Source organism: Sphingobacterium sp. Ag1 (genome assembly GCF_000988325.1).
GTDB lineage: Bacteria > Bacteroidota > Bacteroidia > Sphingobacteriales > Sphingobacteriaceae > Sphingobacterium.
Genome location: NZ_LBGU01000043.1, coordinates 702006 through 724877, shown reverse-complemented (window position 1 = coordinate 724877; position 22872 = coordinate 702006). Strand labels below are relative to the sequence as shown.

The following is a 22872-nucleotide window of genomic DNA, read 5'->3' as shown; positions in this document are numbered from 1 at the left end:
TATGTATTATTTTACTGAAAAACGATACAGGGATTTCGTTTGATATACTTGCCCCGGGTTCAGGACTGTTGTTGGAAAAGCTGGCTGATTCGGAGCGTCCGGAAAATGCTGCGGTTCAAGGCAAAAAGCCGTACGGAAGGAATCTTTTTTACCATTCTTCAATTGTACTTGTTCGTTCATAAAGTTGCCGCTATAAAATTGAATACCAGGTTCGGTTGTCAGAATATCCATGACCACCCCTGATTTATCACCGATCACATGTGCCGCTTTAAACCAGTCGCCATCTTTCTCTTTACTTAAGACAAAATTGTGGTCATAGCCCTTTCCAAAACTAAGCTGCTGGTCATTGGCATTAATATCTTTTCCTATCGGTTTCAAGGTTGTAAAATCAAAAGCTGTTCCCTTTACCGGTGCTAATTGCCCTGTGGGTATTAGTGTACTATCTACTGGTGTGTATTCATTGGCAAACAATTGAAGTTGATGATCCAGAATGGTACCACTTCCTTCACCGTTTAAATTAAAGTAAGCATGGTTGGTCAAATTGATCACCGTCTTTTTATCGGAAGTAGCACGATAAGCTATCATCAATTCATTATTATCGTTCAGCGTATAAGTCACCTCCATTTGGATGTTTCCTGGAAAACCCTCGTGTCCGTCAGGTAAGGTGTAAGCAAATGTAAGGGATGATTTATCTGACGATTTTAATGTCCAATTGGCAAAATGCACACCTTTAAAACCGCCATGCAGGGTATTAGGACCGTTATTTACCGCCAATGTATAGGTTTTATCATCCAACTTAAATTTGCCTTTGGCGATCCGATTACCAAAAGGCCCTACAATAGTACCAAAAAATGGTTCTTTGGGATTATTATAATCAGCCGCTTTAGAAAAACCCAAAACCACATCGCATAACTCACCCTTATTGTCAGGCACCCATAATCCCACCAAACGTGCACCAAAATTGGTAAAATAAGCTTGTACGCCATTTTTATTGCTCAGTTCATATAGATACGCCTGTTTTTGATCAATAGTTCCGCTGAACTGCGCGGTATCCATGAAGGCCGATAAAGAATCTGCTTTGGGAGTTTTAGAACCAGTCGGCTGCTGGCAAGACACACTAAAAGCAAGTATTGCAGAAAGACCCAGCAAGGTCAATTTTCCTCTCATTCGTAATATTTTAAAGGGTTTATAATCTTTGTTTAGATAGAACTTACGTCCTTTTCTAGATTTTTTATAATTTTAACGATTACAATCTATAAGCTAAAGTCTTAAATTTTTTAGAAATTTTAAGATTAAATTGTTTCATTTTAGCTCTATTTTGTATCAATAACCAAAAAATGATCATGATCAACCTGAAGCCTTTACGATTGCTATTTATCCTGTTACTCCCTTCCTTGCTATATGCGCAGCCCTACTATTTCAATCATTATCAAATCAATGAAGGTTTGTCAAACAATGCTGTCATTTGTAGCATGCAAGATAGTCAGGGTTTTCTTTGGTTCGGCACAAAGGATGGATTAAATCGCTTTGACGGTAACAATTTCAAACATTTTGATGCCACCCAATCTGGGAAAAACAGCTTGGGTGGTAATAATATCATCTCCTTGAAAGAGGACTTTCGAAAAAGAATTTGGATTGGAACAGATCAGGGAATCTATTGCTACGACCCCGTCGACGAGCAATTTAGATTACTGAGCAAACAATTTGAAAATGCGGACGTACCCGTCATTGTTACCGATCAACGCAAAAGGATCTGGTTTATATCCAATGGAATGCTCTATTGCCATGATTTGGTTAGTCACGCAATTCAACAATTTACAAAATCGGACCTCTATATTACGTCTATCAGCTGCACAAAAAATGGAACTGTATTTTTTGGAACTCCTGAAGGTAAGATCTTCCAGATAGGTTCTTCTGGAAAACCCGCACTCATGCTTGACTTTCAAGCAAAATATGGTCCTAAAGACTGGTTTAGTATTGAGAAAATAATGGAAAACCGCGATGGAGACTTATTGATTGGCACGTCGAAAACTGGGGTTTATAGCTACAATTTTAAAAACAAGTCCCTCAAGTCAATTCTTGGTCCGGACAAGCTGCATCAATTTCTCTATGTAAGAGATATTATACAGCCAAACGATCATGAATATTGGTTTGCAACCGAATCTGGCCTCTTTATCTACCAAATTGCGAGCGGAAATTACACCAATATTCAAAAAGAACAAGAAAATCCTTGGGGGATATCTGACAATGCCATTTATAATATCCTACAAGATAAGGATGAGGGTATTTGGCTGGGAACCTACTTTGGTGGGATTAACTATTATCACAAGAATAATAGTATAATCGAAAAATTCCTCCCACAAGATCGCCCCGGGAGCTTAAAAGGCTCTGTCGTTCGGATTATCAAAAAAGACATCAACCACGATATATGGATAGGCACCGAAAACGGAGGTCTATCTAAATTGGATCCTAAATCGGGTTATATCCAGAACTTCTCCGATAAACAGGGGAATCTGGCAAATAACAATATTCACGGTATTCTCCCTATTGGCGACAAACTATTGATTGGTACTTTCGTCAATGGTCTGGACATTTTTTCGCCAAAGCTTCAAAAAGTTATCTATCACATCGATCGTAACAGCAATGTATCAACATCCGATCTCCAAAGTAATTTTCTTTTTTATCTCTATAAAACTCGAAAAGGAGAAATCATGGCTGCATCCACTCGCGGCCTATACCGCTTTGATCTAGAAAAAAAATCTTTCCACCTTATTGATAATGTCCCAGAATACATGTTTTATACAAGCATTTTGGAAGATAAAAAGGGGAATATCTGGGTCGGAACGTGGCGTGATGGACTATTCTGTTATCATCCGACCACACGTTATTTCAAACACTATACGCATCATCAGAGCGATCCCAATTCCTTGCCCAACAACAGGGTAAACAGCATATTTGAGGATTCAAAAAATCAAATATGGATAGCTACCGAAGGTGGGATGGCTAAAAAGAAATCAAATCAGGATGGCTTTGAAAACATTGGCCTGGAAGAAGGAATGCCCAGTAATGTGACACTCGCCTTTTTAGAAGATAAACAAAATAACCTTTGGGTGAGTACTTCCAAGGGCCTGGTACGCTACCATCTTCCCAGTGGAAAAAAACGCATCTTCAACTTGGAGTCTGGCCTACCGACTATTCAGTTCAATTACAATTCATCCTTTAATGATGATAATGGAAACTTTTATTTCGGCACCATCAATGGACTGATACGTTTCAATCCCGAAAGGCTCAACCAAATCAACTACAAGAATCAAATTCCGATTTACATCACTAATTTTTACATCAACAATAGGGCGATCAATCAGTACACCGATACAAATATTCTGTCCAAATCAATTCTGTTCACGGATAAAATCAAACTGAAACACGACGAGTCATCCTTCAGTCTTGATTTTGCGGCATTACACTACCAAGCCCCCCATTCCATTCACTATAGCTACAAAATGGATGGTCTCGACGACAATTGGATAGACATTACAAGCAATCAACGAGCTTACTTCACCAAGCTAGCGCCCGGAAACTATGTTTTTACTGTAAAAGCAGAAGATCCAAATGGCAATACAATCCCCACTTTTGCTAGTCTTAAAATCACTATTCTTCCTCCGATCTGGGCAAGTATACCGGCCTTTGTTTGCTATGCTCTAATCCTTGTGGGGCTGATTATATTTGTTATTCATCATTTCAATGAAAAGATCAAACAACGCAATCGACAACATCTTTTAACCGTACAAAATCTACGCGAGCAAGAACTCTATCGCTCAAAAATCAATTTTTACACCGATGTTGCGCACGAAATACGCACACCGTTGACATTGATCAAGGCCCCCTTAGAGAAGCTTATGGACAAAGTCGATCACAATCCTGTAACCGACAAGCTACTATTGACCATGCAAAACAACACGGAGAAGTTGATTGCCCTTAGCAATCAGCTATTGGATTTTAGACAGGTCGAAACGGAAGGATTCAAATTACACTTTGAATCAGAAAACATAAGCCAAACGGTCCAGGAAATTATCAACAATTTTACAGTCACACTGCAGGCGCAGGACAAGCAGATGGTATCGCACATTATGCCAGATATCATAGGTCAAGTCGATATCGACGCATTCGACAAGATATGTTACAACCTCTTGAATAATGCCCTGAAATATTCTTCATCCTATATTGAAGTGAATTTGAATATGGATAAACAGAAAAATATCTTTATATTGACCGTGAAAAACGACGGAGCTTTAATTCCTTCAGAAGAAAGGGAAAGAATTTTTGAACCATTCAATCGCTTAAAACAAAATAAGAATGTTCCTGGAAGCGGCCTAGGCTTGGCATTGACAAGGTCCTTAACGTTAAAACACCAAGGTACCCTGTTATACAGTACAAACGACCTCCAATTGAACGTATTTAGTTTGACATTGCCTTTGAATCACAATACAAACCCATAATTATGAATGCCAAATCCAATTTATTATTAGTAGATGATCATACTGAACTACTTGAATTCATTGCGGATGATCTCAATGAGGATTATCAGATAACAACGAGTTCCAATGGTAGGGAAGCGCTGGATTTATTAGCCACTGAATATTTTGATCTGATCGTCAGCGATGTGATGATGCCAGAAATGGATGGTTTTGAACTCTGTCAAAAAATTAAAGAAGATATCGCATATGCACACATTCCAGTTATACTCTTAACGGCAAAAAATAGTATTGAATCAAAAATTCAGGGTTTGGAGTATGGTGCCGACGCTTATATTGAAAAACCTTTTTCACCTGCCTTTTTAAGAGCACAAATCGCGAGTTTATTAAAGAATAGAGTTAAAGTCAAGGAATTTTTTATTAAAAATCCGATGTCGCAAATACAGCAAATCGGTCAAAATCAAAGTGAACAAGAGTTTTTGTTGAAGATTGAAGAAATCATCATGCAACACCTCGATGACCCACAGTTTAATGTCGATCGGATGGCCGATATTCTCTGCATGAGTAGACCTACCCTCTATCGCAAAATTAATGTGGTATCGAGCCTATCGCCCAATGAACTGATTAATTTAACGCGGCTCCGAAAAGCAGCAGAACTGCTCATCCAAAAGCAGCATAAAGTCTACGAAATTTCTAATTTACTAGGCTATAGCTCCGCGACTCATTTCTCTCGTAATTTTCAGAAGCAGTTTGGACAGAGCCCTACTGAATTTCAAGACGCCCAAACTGCTTTATCTAAATCATAACGATGCAGACAATTCTATCCCAACCAAAATAAGTGCCTCATTAGGGGAGCATCTATTTTGGTTGTTCAACTTGCGCAAGTGTAGCATACTGTGCCGCAAAAGTGAACATAAACATTCCCTCCAGATCATTCTTGCTTTTATCTTTTGCCCAACCTCCGAGCAAATCATTTGGCAAAAATCCTTCGCTCAAGAAATGCGTATAGCCATAATCCAAGTTTTCCTGAAAAGACTTCACATACATCCCAGCCTTACTATAATTCGGTAATATAGTGGTATAGCCTCTTAACAAAACACCGTTAAACCAGTTATTAAAACCGTCTGTCGCATACGTATAATGCTCAGGAATCTGCTGCCCTAACTTTCCAAAATAAGTAAAAGTCGCATCGGCCAGTTTCTTGCCATCTTCTAAATAGTTTTTAGCTTTCGTAACACGATATAAGTCTGCTGCTCCGGAAATCATCGTTCCACTATTATAGGAAAATGCAGTTCCGACGGCTTTTCTGAGTTCGGTATTTTTTCGGTATCGCACACCGTTGACCGTTTCATAAGCTATCGAACAATCTGGATAACAATCACCCATCATATCCGCATAGACACCTTTTTCATTAAGAAGATTTGCCTTTTGCCAGTCGTAAATCCTTTTAGCAAAACGGAGATAAAAATCGGCCTTCCGCTCTTTTTTAGCAATACGGGTTAGTTTATCTTGCTGATCGATCGAATGTGCAATTATTTGGTCTCCTTTGTTTTTATAGATTTCATACAATGTAACAAGCGGACTAATGATCGGTGCATTACTACAGGCATGCTTCGTTACATATCCTGGTCCCCATGGAATTCCGCCATGCTCTTTCCCTTTCTCATCCAAAGTACAATCCCAACCATCAAGAACATAAGCCGTAAGGTACTCCGCTTCTTGCAAATAGCGATCTTGCCCGGTCAAATGATAAGCTTCCAATAATTCCCGTACCAACCACATCTGATCATCATAGACGTTCAATACGCCCGTTACATTTGCTTTTCCTTTTTCTCGAACGCGATCGACAGCATACACTGTCCATTCTTTATGCTGCGTAAACGACGTTAGCGTAAAGGTCCCTAAATAATAGGCTGCATTTGCATGAAGCTTAGCCAATAAATCTACATAGCGGGAATAATACATTTTATAAAGCTTGCCGTTATCTACCTTCTGTTGTTTTTTCAAGCCACTCAACACAGCGTTTACAGCTTCTATGGAAGCAGAATACATCCATACACTAGCTGTTTCTTCGGATCGAACCTTCGTAAATGGGTTATAAAAACGATGCATTTTGAAATCTTCACCGGAAAAATAGACGTCCATTGATCGATCAATCAATTGGATTGCCCGTAAAAGATTCTGCTGGCTTTTATTTTGATCATGTACTGATCTTTGGGTGTGCAATTCTTGCGCATAAGCCTGTTTTACGCAGAGGGGTGATACTGACAGCGAAATTAGAGAAAGTGCCCAAAAAGGCCGGTTGGAAAAGAATTTGATCATGATACGGTTTTAAATTGATTAAGTAGTCTTTCATTCGCTTCGGTAGAGCGTGATAACTGTGTATGAAGATAAGCATTTTTTGGACAAAAAAAATCGCATTTTTTGAAATGCGATTAAACTATTTGCCCTTTTGCTTAGCTAACCAAGAACTTGCTCAGTCAACTAAGCTGCCACTGGTTGACGATGACGATTCACAAATTGCTTTTTCAACAGATACAATTTGTAGTGATCGTATAAACCGATGACTAAAAGAACAAAACAAACCACGTAAAATGTTTTATTTGATAGGTAAGTGAATGAAATACCGCTCACAAGTCCGCCAACGACATACGCGCTCACGATGCTCAATAGCAAATGGAATTTGTCGACCAATGCCTTATTGCTCCGGTTAGACTCCTTGGTGAACATCGAAATCAATATGGCCAAATCTGTCGTTAGCCCGGTCAAATGTGTTGTTTTCACAACAGAATTCGATATGCTCGCAGTCAAACCGTTTTGTAGCCCCATCGCAAAGAGCAATGCACCGACAAGTATCTCAGTTTCTTTCAAAGAATCCTCATAAAATACATCAAGATATATCCCAACAAATAATATACTCAATATTTCCAATACCAAGGGAATGGAATGTGTCAAATAGGAGCTAAAACGTCCTTTACCATGAATGATGATCAGATTAGAAAGCATACTCCCTACTAGAAAAAGTAAAATCCAAAAAAGCACCACAGCACCTTGGTACCAATTCCCTTTCGCTATCTCCTGTGCAAAAACAGCATAATAACCCGTTACATTCGAGGTAAACGAGAAAAAGACAATGACAGATGCGACATTGACCATTCCTGCAGAAAACGCGGTAATTCCCCCCAGCCTAATGTTATCTTGAATCGTCCTATGGTTACTATATTTTCTCAGCATACTTTTCCTTTCCTCCTTTTTTCAGCACGATACGTGCAATTCCTTTCGTCTGCATATCCAAATTAAGATGCAGCACCAACTGGTTTTTATTCAATTTTTGGATAACGAAGCTCTCTATTAGCTCGTCATTCTTACGAAGCTCAAGAATATGGCCTCGTCCCTTCAAAAACCAATTGTATTGTTTGTCCTCATGATGGGCAATAAAATTTTTATCACCCATTTTTTCAAAATGCCATAATCCATCCTGCAGGGGTGGAAGGTGCGCGATTGCAGCATCTTTTATTCCTTCATGGATAACCGCCTGTTTTTTGAATGTTGGAGACTTCTCCACTTTCTCAAAGTACCAACCCTGCTCTTCCCACTCCCCTTCTAAAAGCCGCTCAGGGTTTTCATAAAACATAACCATTGAACTAGCCCCTAAAAGCAAAAAGGACAACAAGACAAAGTTGAATTGTGCCAATATTTTTCTCTTAATAATTAACATCCCATTTCTTGTTAAAAAATAAATCCGCCAAGACATTTCTGCCGGTTTTGTTTGTCCCGGGTTTTTCTACGATCGAGACATTCTTCTGCTTACTTTTACTCAAGTGAAGCAAAGCCCGTCCGACGTCAAAAAAATGCCTTGTTCTTTTTTCAAATTCATAATCTGTGGGAACCTTAACTTCATCAATCCGAGCTCCGCGCAAATAATGTTGTAAATAATTGAGATTGTCAGAGCCGATAATATCTGTATAGATATTTAGCTTACGATTTTCATAACGATGACAGATCATCTGGCAGGCTTTCAAAAAATCTTCTGATTGCAGATTATTAAGCTGATCTTCCAGTGTAATCCCTAATAACTCACTAATCGAAGTACTGCTCTTATTGCCATAGACCAAAATAATGTCTAGCTCTTCAGCTGACGATTGTTCTATACTATGAATCACAAAAAAAAGTGAATCAATCGTAAAATCACTTGGAATCAATACACGCATTGCCTTTGCCATATCCAATTATTTTTATACAAAATTAATAGGTCATCATGGCAACCGAATGAATCTGAAATTAACTTTCTATTAGAATTTTAGGACTTGTATTAAAATGAGATTAAAAATAAAATGTAGATTAAAATGAGATTAAAATTTAGTTCCGGCCTTGTAGTATAACTCTGCCAGTGCCTTCCGATAGTCCGTAAAAAGCTTCTCTTGCTTGATACGCATTTCAATCAGCTTGTTTTCCCTGCTATTGACAACAAACAAAGTTGATTCACCCAGCTCAAACTTATTTAATTCACCCTTAAGGAGCAATTCCTGGTTACTTATATTGATCGATTGAAGTTCAATCTGTTTACTGTAAGCATTTAAATCATTGTACTTTTTAACGACGTCATTGTAAATATTTCTTTCAGTCGCTACCTGCTCAAATCGTAGTTGATCTTGCTTAATCCGTACCTCTTTGAGCTTCCCACGTTCGGCGCGAATAAAAAGTGGAAATGCAAATTCAAAACCTAGCTTATAGTTCTGCCAATTAAAATCATACTGCGGTGGTACAAAATCATTTAAACCGCGACGGCTAGAAATGAGCGTACCCGACACATTCAATTTAGGTTTAAGCATTTCTTTTCGATAACGTTCTTCAAATAGCAGTTGCTGATTTTTACTAGCCAACTTGATCATTTCGGGATGAGCAATTTTTGCCGAATCCAGTAGTGCCTCGATCACACGATTATCCGGCAAAATAACTTGGTCTTCGAGCTTATGTGGTATGGCGTGATCGGGAAGTTCAACCGGAAATTGTTGATCATTCCACAAATGATTGGACAATACAATTTTCGCATTTTTAAGTTCTACTTCATACTTTGAAAGTTCTATCCGACGTTCTTTTACAACGACCGAGGCTTCTATGGAATCGATTACAGGTTTATCACCCAGCATAGTCTGCTCACTGATTGCGCTAAACCGCTGATCCGCTAATTTAACGCCCTCTAATAAAAGTTGGTATTGCTGGTAAGCAAAATACCAGTTCCAATAATCTGAAAGTGCCTGAAACCAAATGGCATTAATTTGCTTGATCTTTTCGCCTTCCAGATAGCTGATCATCGCCTTTGCCTGCTGTAACGTATTCCTTCGGCTATCGACGATTAAACCTTGCCCCAAAGGAATACTTAAACCGATTGCAGAGAGCCCCGCATTATTCGTTCGGGATTGTGGGTTTGTATAATCCCCTACATTTCGATCATAAGCTATTTTCAGATCTGCTCCTGCTAACCAAAGTGGGATTTTCAACTCGCTATTCCACTCATTGTAATAATCCGTATGACCGAAATGCTTATTTTTAAAGCTCGAATTTAGTGTTGGATCAAACTTCCCTAACGCTTGTGTTACTTGGGCTTTTGCAGTTTCACTCAGTAGATTTACTTGTTTAACAATGGGATGATTAGCCATTAAAAGCTCTTCCATGTCATCAACTGTAAAAGTCTTCGGTGCTCCATATTCCTTTTCCTGAGCCAAAAGATGAGAATAGAAAAAAAAGCAGAACACGATAAAAATAAAATTCAATTTATTCATATAACAATTACTTTTTCTCACTTTCTTTTGGTTCTCGTTCCAAACTCGGGGGAAAACCATTCAACTGTCGCCATATCTCATACCACAAAGGAACTTTGTTTAAAATAACCCTTCCATAAGCACCTGAACCTTGGTTTAACTGGATTGGCCAAGGCTCGTCACCCTCAGGAACCGGATCGGTCGCGCGTATTAAAATCCTAAATCGACCATTCGTACTGCTCACTTTATCGATGACTGAAACTTTTCCGGCAAAGGTACCCACCGCGACAGAAGGCCATCCGGAAAATTGGATTGATGGCCAGCCATCAAATTGTAGCCTTACATCACTCTCCGGCTCAATCAATGGTACATCCATCGCGTTTACATAAAGCTCTACGGCCAGCAGTGGTTTTTTAGGTTGCAATGTCGCAACGGACTCCCCTTCCTTCATATTTTCACCGATTCCTGCTTTAAAGGTTTTTACTATAAAACCATCTTGTGGGGCCCTCACGACATATAATCCTCGTCGGACATCGATATTGGAGATCTCATTTCGCAGTTTGGCGATATCGCCCTGTACTGAGGCCTTGGAAGAAAAAGCGGAACTTAAATCAGACTGCGCTTTCGCTAATGATTCATTATACTTTGCACGGATGTTGTTTAATTCGATGCTCGCATTTGTTAGTGATTGTCTTGAATTTGATAATTTGTTATCCGCACTTACTACTTTAGCTCGATCATTTTGTAGATTTAAGCGTCTTGTCTCAATATCCGTTAGCGAAAATAAGCCATCACGATACCCTTCTTCGTACCGTTTAAGCCGCTTTTCACTGGTCTCAAAAAAGCTCATGACAGCGACAAGTTCTGCACTATCTATTTTTACCACATTTTGTGCTTGAACCACCTTATTTTTAGCTGATGCAAGCTGAAAATCCAGCCCATTTTTCGATGCTTCAATCTGTGCTTGGGTAGCTTGCATCTTTTGATTAGCGGCATCTTCTCCACTCCTTTTGGCATGCAATTGTTCTTCTAATCTCACAGGTAGCATGGGATCAAAATAGGATTGTGCAGTCTCCGAAAGGACCAAAATTGTGTCACCTTTCTTCACTTCCTGCCCTTCGGTAACTGCCCAATACTCGATGCGGCCACCAATCTGATTTTGGATAGTCTGCGGTCTATCTTGTGGACGTAAAGCGGTAACCGTTCCTACTCCAAGAATTGTTTGCCGCCAGGGGAGAAAAAGTGCCAGTACAAAAACAATCCCAGATAACACAAGGATCCGCCCCAAAACTAAGGATCCCCGCTCTTTCAATAAGCTATCAACAGCATCATGAGAAAGATCTCTCCAAGAGAGCGTTGTTCGATTCGAATGATCCTTATTAATCAACATAAACCGCAGCGTCCTCCTCCAACGCAAGATCGGTTACAGCCGCTAGTTTGACAACTCCCGTAAGCATATCAAAAATCGTATTTAAGTTAGTCATCAGTTTTTCAATGGCATAACCAATTTGAACGATCACAACTTCAGCAGCTACAAATTGACCAAAAGTCATTTGCCGCTCGACAACAAAATAGGATCCAAGCAAGAGCATCGCTCCAAACAATAGCGTCCGAAGCAGGACAGAACCTAGAAAAAAACGCTTTAAAACTTTAAAATGATCGTTTCGAGCCGATAAATATTTACTGACAATGGAATCTGTTGTTCTTGTCACTTCGTTCATTTTCATCTCATCTCCACGATAATGGTCGATTTGTCCGGCAACAACTTCCAAATAAGCTACCGTCTCATATTTGTATTCAGACTCTTCAATACTTGTTTTCAAGCCTCTTTTATAGTATAAAACAAGTATCGCAATGACAGAAAAAATGACAATAAGGCCAAAGGCCAAAAATACGGGATGATAAAAAGATAATAAAACCACGCTGAAGAAAATTGTCACGACCGCGGCGATGATATCGATCAAAAGTTTGATAATTCCCTTTTGAATAATGATGACATCAAAAAATCGGTTGACCAACTCCACTAGGTTTTTTCCAAGTAACTCTTTAGGTTTAATTCTTGGCAGTCGATACGAAAATTCAATCGCCGATTTTAGAAAGATTTTCTGCTCCAAATACTCGACCAAGGTCAATTGTCCGATCAATAATACTCCACCCACGATCACGCCAAATAACACAAAAGCAATTAAGATATAGGTAGAGCTATACATCGCTCCATTGCTTAAAAAATTAAATATTGCTGTTATCCCTATTGGAATAGTCAAACTAAAAATACCGATCACAATAGCATAAATAAATATATAATTGATCGTTTTCCGTTCAGTATGTAATAGGCTTGCCAACCGCTGTAAGGGGGATGGTCCGCCTTGTATATGCCCCATAAAAATAGATAGAAGATAAGTTAGAAATGATGAATTTCAGCTAAAACAATGGTAAAACTCCGAGCGATCATTCAACTAGTCCGGTTGCTCTGTTTCCGATACTTGATTGCTCTTTAAATATAATCGTAGAACAAATTTGGCCCTCAACCTTACGGAGTGCATTAGCGACATTAAAAAAATTGCGTGTTTTCTTTTTGTAGATATAATCTCTTGGTATTATGATCTCATTTACAGACTGTCCCCTAAGATAATGCTGCAAATAATGACTGTTATCGGTACCCAAGATATCTGCAAAAATACTGAGCCCACGGTTTTTATAGCGCTGATAGATTACGCTGCAACCTTTTAAAAAAGAATCCGATTGAAGTGTCTCCAGTTGATCTTCCAATCCAATTCCGAGTAATTCACTCGCAGAAGTGCTGCTTTTATTGCCATACACAAGGATAATATCGATAGAATCTGCCGTTGACTCTTCAATACTTTGACGCACAAAATGAAGGGAGTCGACTGTAAAATCACTGGGTATTAATATACGCGTTGTTTTAGCCATGCTTTTTTTTAGCAAAGTTAAAACGCACATATGGCAACGGAATGAATCTAAAATTAGCTTTTCATTAGAAAGCTCGCAACTGTATTAAAATGAGATTAGAAATGCCATCTAAATTAAAACTACATTAGAATCGAAGGTAAGTGGGTAGTTCAATTTCTACAGTGGTACCTTCACTCACAACAGAATTGACTTTCAATGTCCCACCATGCAGCTTAATAATATTCCTGGCTAAGGGTAGTCCTATACCATAACCATCTATCCCACTCGTATTGGAAGCTCTAAAATAGGGATCGTAAATATGGTCCAATTCACAGGAAGGTATTCCGATACCTTTGTCTTTTATTAGAATAAAGACTTTATTGTCCAATGCACCCAAAGCAATGTATGCTGTTCTATCAGATGAATACTTACATGCATTGCTGATAATATTGGATAGCGCAAGCTGTAGCAAAATTGCATTTCCATTCACCTTAAGTCGCATACTATCATCTGGTAATAGACTGAAATCTGTAATAATCTTAAACTTGTCATTGATGGCCTTAACTGTTAGTTCGGCATCCATCACAATCTGATCAATACGAACGGGGCTAAATGCAGTCGCATTATTAACAAAACCTGTACGCGCCAGCAGTAAAAGTGCTTTTGTTTTCTTTTCCAAATGCTCTGCCGACTCAATGATCTTAAATAATGTTCGTTGGTACTCCTCCATTGTGCGTTCTTTTGATAAAGCAAGATCTGCCTGTCCTATGATGGATGTCAATGGCGTATTCAGTTCATGTGATGCATTGCTGATAAAGTTCTTTTGTGTTTCGAAAGAGGTTTCCAAGCGCGTCAACATCCGATTAAAGGTGAGTGCCAGACCATGAAGCTCCCCTTTATATTTATCCTCATCCAATCGTTTATAGAGATTTTCAGAACCAATCTCCTGCACCTCTTTCATCATGGTCAATATGGGCTTTAAAAACGAGCGCTTCATAAAAACCGAAACAACGAATATAAAGAGAATTCCCAAAATCAGACTTATAATAAGGAGATTACGAAGATAGGCCAAATGGTGTGTATAAAAGTAATTTTCAGCAGAAGCGCCCACGATATACTTTCGACCATTTTGCGAGAAATATTTGGTTGAATAGAATTGATTGCCCGACTTGAAATTTGAGCTTCCGTTTTTATTGATTTTATCCCAAAGCTCTTTATGGAATCCCTGGCTTCTTACAATAGCACCATTGCTATCAAATTCCACCAAAAATTCATGCTGATTATTGAGATTTTCAATAAAATCAAGGCTCCACTGATCAGTTTGGGAGGCAGATTTACTATTCAGAAATTTCTCTGCAGCAATATTTCGCCGCAGGTCCAGCCGCTTATAAAAATCTGTAAAAGCAAAATTCGTAATGGAATAAAAAATAAAGCCAACAAAACAACTCACATAAATGACTAGAATTGCAATGAGATAAGTAAGCTTTCGGTTATAATTGTGCATGTTTAAATATTCAGTCTTCTATTTTTAAAACATATCCCATACCAATAACCGTATGGATCGCTTTTTTGCTCGTTACTTTTTCAATCTTTTTTCTCAGATAATTCACATAAACATCGACAACATTTGATCCGATATCGAAATTTATACCCCATATTTTGTCCAAAAGCTCCGTGCGCTCAAATACCTTTTTGGGGCTCTGAATAAACAACAAAAGCAAACGATACTCGGTACTTGTCAAATTGAGTTCCTGCCCGTCACAATAGGCTATTTTTTTATAATCATCGATACGCAGAAAACCATAACTAAATGTATCTTTCGAAGGTAGCAATTCACGTTGCGTTGCCTGTACGATAGACTGTTGTCTGCGGATCAATGAACGTATCCGAGCCTTCAATTCAATGAGCTTAAAGGGTTTGGAAAGATAATCATCAGCACCATTATCGAGTCCGAGCACCACATTCTCTGGAGTTCCAAGTGCAGTCAGCATCATAACAGGTAAATCTGTATAGCCCCACTGCCTGATCTGCTTACAAATATCCAGTCCATTAGTTCCTGGCAAAAGAATGTCCAGTAGCACAAGGGAGACATCTTGCTTCGCCAAGAGCTGTTCCAGACCTTCCGAACGCCCCAGATGAATAACCCTATACCCATCTTCGCCTAAGCCTTGTACGATCAAATCGGCAACATCCTGCTCATCTTCAACCAAAATAATTTTTTGCTCCTCCATATTCGTCATGATGTGTAGCTCTCTGTAATGAACTACGATCCAAACCATAAAAATAACGTTTTGACACAAGAGACACAAATCCCATTTTTGCCCGAATCCACACAAAAAGATCCTTGCTTTATTTTGCAAAAGCGAAAGCGCTGTGTTCATCGATCGTGAAACAGCGCTTTCGTCCTAGTATTTAATTGGTTCAGTTATAATTTTACTTTACCCATCAACGGATCCGTCTTACTTGATTTACCAGTCTCTATATGTCCAGCATAGCGGAATTTGACCTTACGATCTTCTGAACTCGTTATTTCAATATCATACCAACCTTCACTTTTGCTGCAATCGATTTCAAACAAAGCAGGATCATCCTTGCGCATGGCTTTAGTTTGGAAAAGATCATAGGAACAGTCCTTAAGAACTAAATCCAAATTTGGCGACACTAATTGTACACAAAGAATAGGTTTTCCAGCGACAACTTTCGTATACACATCAATTGCAGGAATATATGACTTTGCGGCTTCAATCGCGCGGTAAAAACCGTTGGGGCCATGCAATGCAAATGATATGTACTCTCCTACAATTTTATCGAGTTCCCATTCATACGCTAATTGATCCCCTTCCCGTACCGTAAAATTCCAAACTTTACCCGCCGGATGGCCATCATACGCCACATAGGAAATAACATAATAAGGCATGCCCGCTCTCGCTTTAGCTGTATTGAGCCTTCTTTCCAAGGTTGAGCTGATGGAAAGCATCGTTGGTGTATGTTGTACTTTTAGCTGCAATTCATAAGGTAAAGCACAAGCATCCTTCCATCCCTGCTCTTGCATCTGCATAGCTGCATGATACTGACCTGTCGATTTGATTTCCTCCAGTTTTTGGCTGTCGATTTTCACAAAATCTGTTGGGAGTTTTTTATTCCTGGCGGAGAATATACTTTCAACATACCCGTCTCTGTCTACCGGATTAAGCCTTGTTTTGGAAATGTTATCTACAGGACGAAAAGAAGTTGTTAAGTCGCCACAGACCATTCTTCGCCATTGACTGATGTTTTCTTCCTTTACCACCTTACCTGTTTTCTTTTCTACAAAATATTCTAAAAATTGTAGGCAAGAAGTGTGGTCAAAAACTTCGGAATTGACCCAGCCCCCCTTCGACCACGGCGAAGCAATCACCATGGGTACACGATAACCCAAACCAATAGGACTTTCCAAACTTACATTCTTACTATTTCTCCTTTTTCTCTCCTGTTCTAGCGTAACATATTCATCCGAAGTATCGATTTCCGACACAGCACCCTGATCGCTATTCGAGCTCAATGGTGGAACAAAGGGAGCGATATGATCAAAATATCCATCATTTTCGTCATAAGTTAAAATGAAAATCGTCTTTTTCCAAACCTCAGGGTCTTTGGTTAATATATCGAGGACTTCGGATACGTACCATGCCCCATACCAAGGTGAGCCCGGATGATCCGAGAAACGACAAGGTGCCACTAACCACGACACCGTAGGTAATTGGCGATCTTCAACATCTTTTCTAAACTGATAGAAAACATCCCCCGCAGGAACCTCTATCTCTTGATGTTTCCTTTCCCCACGATAAGCTATTTTTTCAAGTTTGTGAAATTTAGGATCGGCCAAGTTAGTTACAAAAGCATTACGATGAATATCTTTTTCAAATTGGGGTAGATTTTCAAAATTTTCGGGAGTATAATGGATGACATCTCTTTTCAAATCCTCCAATTCAGCTTTGGCTTTGTGCAGCAATTCTTCTTTTGGATTTGTTTCCAAAAATTTATGCAGCTCATTTACCCTTTCTTTCATCCACTGATAATGTGTCAAATGATATCTTACACCATATTGTTGATGAAACTCCAGGTTGTTATCTGTAAAATTGGCCAACCAATCTTCCTCTTCTCCTTTAAAGCCTACGGGTAAACTTAATTCATTTTGATAAACTTTCCACGGGATCCCTGCTTTTTGTAGTCGTTCAGGATAGGTTTTCCATTTGACATCCTTGTAATTGATCTGGCCGTTGTCTACATGCGCAACCGATTCGGGATTACGGGGTTCTTCGCGCACTGTACCAGTCCAAAAATAAGATCGATTAGCGCTCGTTCCGGTCAATGAAGAACAAAAATGCTGGTCACAAACCGTAAATGCATCTGCAAAAGCATAATAAAAAGGAATATCTGCACGATTATAATACCCCATTGTTAAAGGCATAGCCTTATATTCTGAATTACCAGAGCTCTTTGCTTCCAACCAATTATCCATTTTCCCGTCATGACGAGCCGCGACCATATCGCTCCAACCATGGGGAAGTGATCCCATCCAAGTCGATTTACTATTGACGATATCTAAGTGGAAAGGTGCAAAATATGCACCTTCCTTATTTCCTTGTATCCATACCGGTAGACCATTGGGCAATTTCATTGCGCGCGGATCATTAAAGCCACGTACGCCCTTCAAAGTGCCAAAACAATGGTCAAACGATCTGTTTTCCTGCATCAAAAAGACAACATGTTCGGCATCCAAAAAAGTTGATCCTTTTGGAGCTTCAATCGCCAAAGCTTTTTGTATCGATTCAGGCAGCCAGTTTATCGCTACAGTACTCCCAGCCAGCATTGCTGCTTTTTTTAAAAATGACCTCCTTGAATCCATTATTTTAACCACCAAGTCTGTAAATTAATATTGTCATTTCCATTAAATTGTGATTTGATTGCATCAGAAACATTCGCAGTATTGTTATTGTATTCATCTTGAGGATACATCCAGCGATAGGCTGTTTTCACATTCGCAGATTTACGGAAACTCGGATATCCCGTGCGCAAATGATCAAAATAAGCCGAGTATCCCCCCTGATGAAATGAGCGCAGGTATTTCTGCATCAAGATACGTTCTAGCTTTTGCTCATTGGAACTAGCTCCTTCAAGACTTACTGAATTCTGCGCAAGATATTTAACCGCCTGCGCTTCATTGGTATAAGTTCCCAAATTTTTCGCGTACTTTTCATAAAACTTGAACGACGCCTGTACTCCTTTAGCATAAGTTGCATTGAGATCGCCTGTTATCCAACCTTTCACAATGGCTTCAGCCAAAATAAACTGCATCTCCGAACAGCCCAATAAGACCAATGGCTCAGCTGTGGGGTCTTGATAAAATCGTTCGTGAACCTTCGATAATTTACCTAATACCGCTTTTGCATTCACCTGTGCATAAGGAACAATTGGATCTCCGCCTTCATACGCCGTAAAGTCGTTTATCGCTTTACCCGCTTCTTTACCCAATCTGGTTTGCGTAGCGACTGCAAATAAGCGCGGATCTTTCAGGTCCTGCAACCGTTGGATAAAAGTTGAATCCATATACATCCCCGATCCGTAACCACTTGAATTAAATTCGGGATAACGATTGCCATCTTGATTCAAAAACACAAGTTGCCCGTCTTCAACACCGCTAACATCAGTGATTCGAGATTCATTGGTAAATATTTTCGAAAATTCTGTCGCTGCATTAAACGGAAGATCAGTTGATTTTTTCGAGAGCGTCAGTAATACTTTTAGCCGAAATGAATTGACTAATTTGTTCCAATTGCCACTATTTCCACCATAAATAATATCCCCACTTATGGTGTTATTGTTTTTCTTCAGAATAATACTTGCTTCCTCAAGCTCCTTCAATACACCCAACAAAACATCTTTCTGTGTATCGTATTTCGGTGCAAAAATAGCCAAATTTTCACCCTTTGCTGCTTCTGAATAGGGCACATCACCAAACGTTAAGGCAAGATTATAAAAATAATACGCACGGAAAAATTTTGCTAATGCCAAATAACTTTCAGCACCAATACGTTCAGCTTCTTCGGTCATCTTGGTAATATTGCGAAGATGACCATATTGCTCAAAGCTCCCTCGTTGCCAATTATAAATCTGATTGGCATTTTCACCATCTGTTTGCACAATCATTTTCAAGGCATATAATGGTGAGGTACCGTGCCAAGTCCGAAACGCATCCCATTCTACCTTCGTCAATAAAGCTTGCGGGTGGGTTGTTGTCGCTTCATTTGGATTAACATTTACTTCCGTCAATTTCTGACAAGAAGTCATGATTGAAAGAGAAAAGAATCCAAGAAATATATGTTTATTAAATAATTTCATCGTACTACTTTATTAAAACTTAAAATCTAGAGAAAAACCAATATATCGCGTGGAAGGATCTTGTAAGTTTCCATCGTTTCCAACACCAAAATCAGGATCGATATAAGGTACTTTCTTCCACATAGCCAAATTATAGCCAAATAGTGATGCATTTAAGGCCGTAAGCTGTTTTAATTTAAACACCTTATTGACATCATAACCTACCGACAGTCTACGTAGTTTTACAAATGATCGATCAAATACATTGGCAAACAGTTTACTTTCAGACTCTGTAACTCTGGCCTGATAAGGATAATTTTGACTCCAAGCCTGCCAATCAACAGCTTTTGTATTACTTGTATACGTTCGGGTATCTGAAGTAATATTACCGTTCACGTCGCGGGTAAGCTCACCTCCTGTTACGATCACCCCATCTGGCACAAAAACTGGTTTCCCTGCATCGTATTGTTCCTGACGATATAAGACCGAAGAAGGATGCTTTCCACCCCACCACATTTTTTCTATGGTTGTCGAGTTCATCACGCCGCCAATAGATCCGTCGAAATCAAGATTTACCTGAAATCCCTTAAATTTAAACTGGTTTGCAAAACCAAATTGCCAGTCCGGTTGAAAGTAACCTAAATACTGTGGAAATGGATTTTTGGTCGGCATACCCGTATTCGGATTCAAGATAACCTTACCATCAGCCGATTTTTCCCAGACAGTACCATAATAGCTGTCTGCACGATCGCCTTTTTTAAGATTACCGTATTTCGCTTGGTTATTGTAAATTTCTTCCAAACGCTGAATTGCACGGGACCAGTTTACAGTAGAGCTCCACGAAAATTGATCATTTTTAATTATATTTCCTGTCAAAGAAATCTCCAGTCCTTTTGTACGGTATTTATTTCCATTCACCTTGCGCGAAGTAAAAGCGGATGCTTGGGAAATACTCAAATCGATAATCTGATTTTTATCAACAACATTATAGTACGTTACATCAGCCGAAAGCCTATTTTTAAAGAAAGCCATAGAAGCACCAATTTCTAAAGAAATGGACTGCTGTGGAAGGATATCAGGATTAATAATACCTGCAGGATAGGTTACTGATGGCGTCGAACCATAGGTAACATCTTTTTTATAAGTCGCAGCAATGCTATAAGGATCCAGATCAGAAGATACCGATGCCCAGGAACTGTACAATTTAACAAAGTCAATTTGCGCTGGCAGTTTAAAATAATCGGAGATAACACTACTTAGCGAAACCGATGGATAAAAGAATGACTGATTTGCTTTTGATAATGTGGAAGACCAGTCATTTCTTCCCGAAAAATTCAGATAGGTGGACTTAAACACATTTAAGTTTACCGACGCATAAGCACTTCGGATTATTTTCTCAGTTGTTGTATTTGTTGCCTTAACTGGACCTTGGGTATTGCCTAAGTTGTAGACAAATGGTACAACTAAACCATCAGTAGTTTGATAAAGCTCACGATAATCTCTTTTGAAAGTGGAAGATCCCGCATTAACGGTTACACCGAAATTATCAGACAGCTGCTTAATATAGGTTGCTAAGACGTCCGCATCAAAATTGAGCTGCTTGCTATCCCAGTTTTTATAATCCCCATTCCGTGAATCGCCATAATTCATGTAAGACTTGGGACTCTGCATGTCCTGGAATAGATTTTTTTGTCTTGCTGCAGCACGACCTTTGATGGTAAATTCAGGTGAAATACGCCAAGTTAAAGCAGTCTGCCCGGCCAAAATATCCTGATCGTATACTTGGTTCAGCTCATTAGCTGCAAAATAAGGGTTGTTGTACCAAGCATAGTTATAGTTTGCTTGACGATAGCCTTCCTGTCCCGGAATATAGAGGTGATCCTTTAATTCCTGTCCATTTACATCATTTCCCATCCACAACAGAATCGTATACATATGATTTTTAGGTCCATATCCATACCTTGGATAATTTGGAGATTTCACTTTGTTATAGGATAAGTTAAGATCTAATTGTACCTCAGGAGTAAAACGGTAAGAGGTATTCAAATTTAATCCACCTGTAGAAAGCTTTGTATTGGGCACCTGACCTTTTTGATAGGCATATTTTCCTGTTCCAAATATGCTTACCTTTTCCGAACGATACGATAATGTCGCATTATTCTCGGTAATCAGTCCAGTTCCAAGGAAATCCTCTAAATTGTTATGAGCAACCCAATCAATTGGCACTCTTTCATAGCGAGACTTATCGTTATACTTGGTTCCACTCACATCACCCCACCAAGGAATCACTTCGCCAGTTTGCTTATCGCGAATCGGACTGTTCCATTGCGCAACCTTTATTCCGGAGTTCAATTTGGGGCCCCATGTCATATCCCCATCTGAAATCCCCCCATCAGCGCCATCCCAAAACTCATATTTTCCGTTGGATCCACTTCCAAACTCCTTCTGTGATTCTGGAAAAACCGTAAATCCGGCAGAAAACATATTACTGGTTCCAACCGAAAACTCCAGTCTATCGCTTTTTGCACTTTTGGTTGTAATTAAGATAGCGCCATTTTTACCGCGTGATCCATATAAAGATGAAGCAGCTGTTCCTTTCAGCACATTGATATTCTCGATGTTTTGGCTGGACATGTCGTAAAAATCAGATTCTACCGGAATACCATCTACGACGATAAGCGGGCTCTTACCACGCAATTGAAAAGATGGTGCCTGAAAAATTCCGGTTGGATTATTAACAATCAGACCCGAAACTTGTCCTGTTAGAGCTGTACCAATATTCATTGTTTTAGACTCTTTAAGTACGTCTAATTTTACTTCTTGGGTAGCGTAACCGATTTGCTTCTTTTGTTGCTTGATACCAATTGCTGTGACAACAACCTCATCCAACTTTGAATCATCTTTTTCTAAAACCACTACAAGATCCCCATCTGTAGCAGTTATTGTAGTTGTTTTATACCCTAAAGAAGAAACACGGATTTGATCGCCAACCTGACCTTTCAGATTGAATTTACCATTAAACTCCGTACGTGTACTCTGTTTGCTGGTTTCATTGATGATCGTGCCGCCGTCAATAGGTTTGCCGTCTTGATCCTTAACAATCCCTTTAATAATAGCTTGATCGGCAATTTCGAGCTTGGTTTCATTCGCAAAGTTTGCCCATACGCTATCGACATGTGCCGCATTCAGCAATGCAATAGCTAAGGTCACCTGAGCTGTTTTCCTAAATTGAGGTAGTTTAATAGGTTTCATTATTTTGAATTTTGCCCAAAAAAATGAAACCTATATTACTAGAAGATGAGTAGTATATTAACAATGCAATCTTAAAGATTGCTTAACTTAACATTAACATCGTTCGCGCTGAA

Annotated in this window: 16 protein-coding genes; 2 read left to right on the top strand and 14 right to left on the bottom strand. The window is 39.2% G+C overall.

What is annotated here, in order from left to right; genetic code table 11:
- Positions 1-6 precede the first annotated feature (6 nt).
- On the bottom strand, positions 7-1167 hold the full coding sequence (locus tag AAW12_RS20300) for an aldose epimerase family protein (protein ID WP_046675393.1): 1161 nt from the start codon (positions 1165-1167) through the stop codon (positions 7-9).
- 176 nt (positions 1168-1343) lie between these two features.
- Between AAW12_RS20300 and AAW12_RS20295 the strand changes: the two genes are divergently transcribed.
- Positions 1344-4499, top strand: a complete 3156-nt coding sequence (locus tag AAW12_RS20295; protein ID WP_197084119.1) for a sensor histidine kinase — start codon at positions 1344-1346, stop codon at positions 4497-4499.
- Positions 4500-4501: 2 nt separating this feature from the next.
- Positions 4502-5281, top strand: a complete 780-nt coding sequence (locus AAW12_RS20290; RefSeq protein ID WP_046675391.1) for a response regulator — start codon at positions 4502-4504, stop codon at positions 5279-5281.
- A gap of 52 nt (positions 5282-5333) precedes the next feature.
- Here the strand turns inward: AAW12_RS20290 and AAW12_RS20285 are convergent, their stop codons facing one another.
- The 13 genes from AAW12_RS20285 to AAW12_RS20225 form a co-directional block, all read right to left on the bottom strand.
- Positions 5334-6797, bottom strand: a complete 1464-nt coding sequence (locus AAW12_RS20285) for a glycoside hydrolase family 76 protein (RefSeq protein WP_053003866.1) — start codon at positions 6795-6797, stop codon at positions 5334-5336.
- 162 nt (positions 6798-6959) lie between these two features.
- The gene (locus AAW12_RS20280; RefSeq protein WP_046675390.1) at positions 6960-7709 is read right to left on the bottom strand and encodes a YoaK family protein; all 750 of its coding nucleotides are present in this window, start codon (positions 7707-7709) and stop codon (positions 6960-6962) included.
- Positions 7693-8193 carry a hypothetical protein gene (locus AAW12_RS20275; protein WP_046675389.1) on the bottom strand — a complete coding sequence of 167 codons (501 nt, stop codon included), beginning with the start codon at positions 8191-8193 and terminating at the stop codon, positions 7693-7695. Before AAW12_RS20275 ends, AAW12_RS20280 begins: the two co-directional genes overlap by 17 nt.
- The gene (locus tag AAW12_RS20270) at positions 8180-8698 is read right to left on the bottom strand and encodes a hypothetical protein (protein WP_046675388.1); all 519 of its coding nucleotides are present in this window, start codon (positions 8696-8698) and stop codon (positions 8180-8182) included. The genes AAW12_RS20275 and AAW12_RS20270 overlap by 14 nt, the downstream gene beginning before the upstream one ends.
- Before the next feature lie 129 nt (positions 8699-8827).
- Positions 8828-10258, bottom strand: coding sequence for a TolC family protein (locus AAW12_RS20265; protein ID WP_046675387.1), 1431 nt, complete (start codon positions 10256-10258; stop codon positions 8828-8830).
- Between the two features lie 7 nt (positions 10259-10265).
- Entirely contained in the window at positions 10266-11627 is a 1362-nt protein-coding gene (locus tag AAW12_RS20260; protein WP_053003865.1) for an HlyD family secretion protein, read from the bottom strand.
- Positions 11617-12618, bottom strand: coding sequence for an ABC transporter transmembrane domain-containing protein (locus AAW12_RS20255; protein WP_046675386.1), 1002 nt, complete (start codon positions 12616-12618; stop codon positions 11617-11619). Before AAW12_RS20255 ends, AAW12_RS20260 begins: the two co-directional genes overlap by 11 nt.
- Positions 12619-12685: 67 nt before the next feature.
- On the bottom strand, positions 12686-13168 hold the full coding sequence (locus AAW12_RS20250; RefSeq protein WP_046675385.1) for a hypothetical protein: 483 nt from the start codon (positions 13166-13168) through the stop codon (positions 12686-12688).
- 124 nt (positions 13169-13292) lie between these two features.
- Positions 13293-14651 carry an ATP-binding protein gene (locus AAW12_RS20245; RefSeq protein ID WP_046675384.1) on the bottom strand — a complete coding sequence of 453 codons (1359 nt, stop codon included), beginning with the start codon at positions 14649-14651 and terminating at the stop codon, positions 13293-13295.
- 10 nt (positions 14652-14661) lie between these two features.
- Complete coding sequence (locus tag AAW12_RS20240; protein ID WP_231585309.1) at positions 14662-15426, bottom strand: response regulator transcription factor; 765 nt, start codon at positions 15424-15426, stop codon at positions 14662-14664.
- Between the two features lie 146 nt (positions 15427-15572).
- The gene (locus AAW12_RS20235; protein WP_046675383.1) at positions 15573-18035 is read right to left on the bottom strand and encodes a phosphocholine-specific phospholipase C; all 2463 of its coding nucleotides are present in this window, start codon (positions 18033-18035) and stop codon (positions 15573-15575) included.
- A complete protein-coding gene (locus tag AAW12_RS20230) occupies positions 18035-19528 on the bottom strand; it encodes a SusD/RagB family nutrient-binding outer membrane lipoprotein (protein WP_046675382.1) in 1494 nt (497 codons plus the stop codon). The genes AAW12_RS20235 and AAW12_RS20230 overlap by 1 nt, the downstream gene beginning before the upstream one ends.
- A gap of 12 nt (positions 19529-19540) precedes the next feature.
- The gene (locus AAW12_RS20225) at positions 19541-22759 is read right to left on the bottom strand and encodes a SusC/RagA family TonB-linked outer membrane protein (RefSeq protein WP_084823256.1); all 3219 of its coding nucleotides are present in this window, start codon (positions 22757-22759) and stop codon (positions 19541-19543) included.
- Positions 22760-22872: the final 113 nt, after the last annotated feature.

Coding starts and splice junctions, on each gene's coding strand:
- AAW12_RS20240 (WP_231585309.1), bottom strand. CDS start 15,426: ATGGTTTGGATCGTAGTTCATTACAGAGAGCTACACATCATGACGAAT.
- AAW12_RS20265 (WP_046675387.1), bottom strand. CDS start 10,258: ATGAATAAATTGAATTTTATTTTTATCGTGTTCTGCTTTTTTTTCTAT.
- AAW12_RS20275 (WP_046675389.1), bottom strand. CDS start 8,193: ATGTTAATTATTAAGAGAAAAATATTGGCACAATTCAACTTTGTCTTG.
- AAW12_RS20235 (WP_046675383.1), bottom strand. CDS start 18,035: ATGGATTCAAGGAGGTCATTTTTAAAAAAAGCAGCAATGCTGGCTGGG.
- AAW12_RS20280 (WP_046675390.1), bottom strand. CDS start 7,709: ATGCTGAGAAAATATAGTAACCATAGGACGATTCAAGATAACATTAGG.
- AAW12_RS20255 (WP_046675386.1), bottom strand. CDS start 12,618: ATGGGGCATATACAAGGCGGACCATCCCCCTTACAGCGGTTGGCAAGC.
- AAW12_RS20270 (WP_046675388.1), bottom strand. CDS start 8,698: ATGGCAAAGGCAATGCGTGTATTGATTCCAAGTGATTTTACGATTGAT.
- AAW12_RS20230 (WP_046675382.1), bottom strand. CDS start 19,528: ATGAAATTATTTAATAAACATATATTTCTTGGATTCTTTTCTCTTTCA.
- AAW12_RS20290 (WP_046675391.1), top strand. CDS start 4,502: ATGAATGCCAAATCCAATTTATTATTAGTAGATGATCATACTGAACTA.
- AAW12_RS20225 (WP_084823256.1), bottom strand. CDS start 22,759: ATGAAACCTATTAAACTACCTCAATTTAGGAAAACAGCTCAGGTGACC.
- AAW12_RS20300 (WP_046675393.1), bottom strand. CDS start 1,167: ATGAGAGGAAAATTGACCTTGCTGGGTCTTTCTGCAATACTTGCTTTT.
- AAW12_RS20295 (WP_197084119.1), top strand. CDS start 1,344: ATGATCAACCTGAAGCCTTTACGATTGCTATTTATCCTGTTACTCCCT.
- AAW12_RS20260 (WP_053003865.1), bottom strand. CDS start 11,627: ATGTTGATTAATAAGGATCATTCGAATCGAACAACGCTCTCTTGGAGA.
- AAW12_RS20245 (WP_046675384.1), bottom strand. CDS start 14,651: ATGCACAATTATAACCGAAAGCTTACTTATCTCATTGCAATTCTAGTC.
- AAW12_RS20285 (WP_053003866.1), bottom strand. CDS start 6,797: ATGATCAAATTCTTTTCCAACCGGCCTTTTTGGGCACTTTCTCTAATT.
- AAW12_RS20250 (WP_046675385.1), bottom strand. CDS start 13,168: ATGGCTAAAACAACGCGTATATTAATACCCAGTGATTTTACAGTCGAC.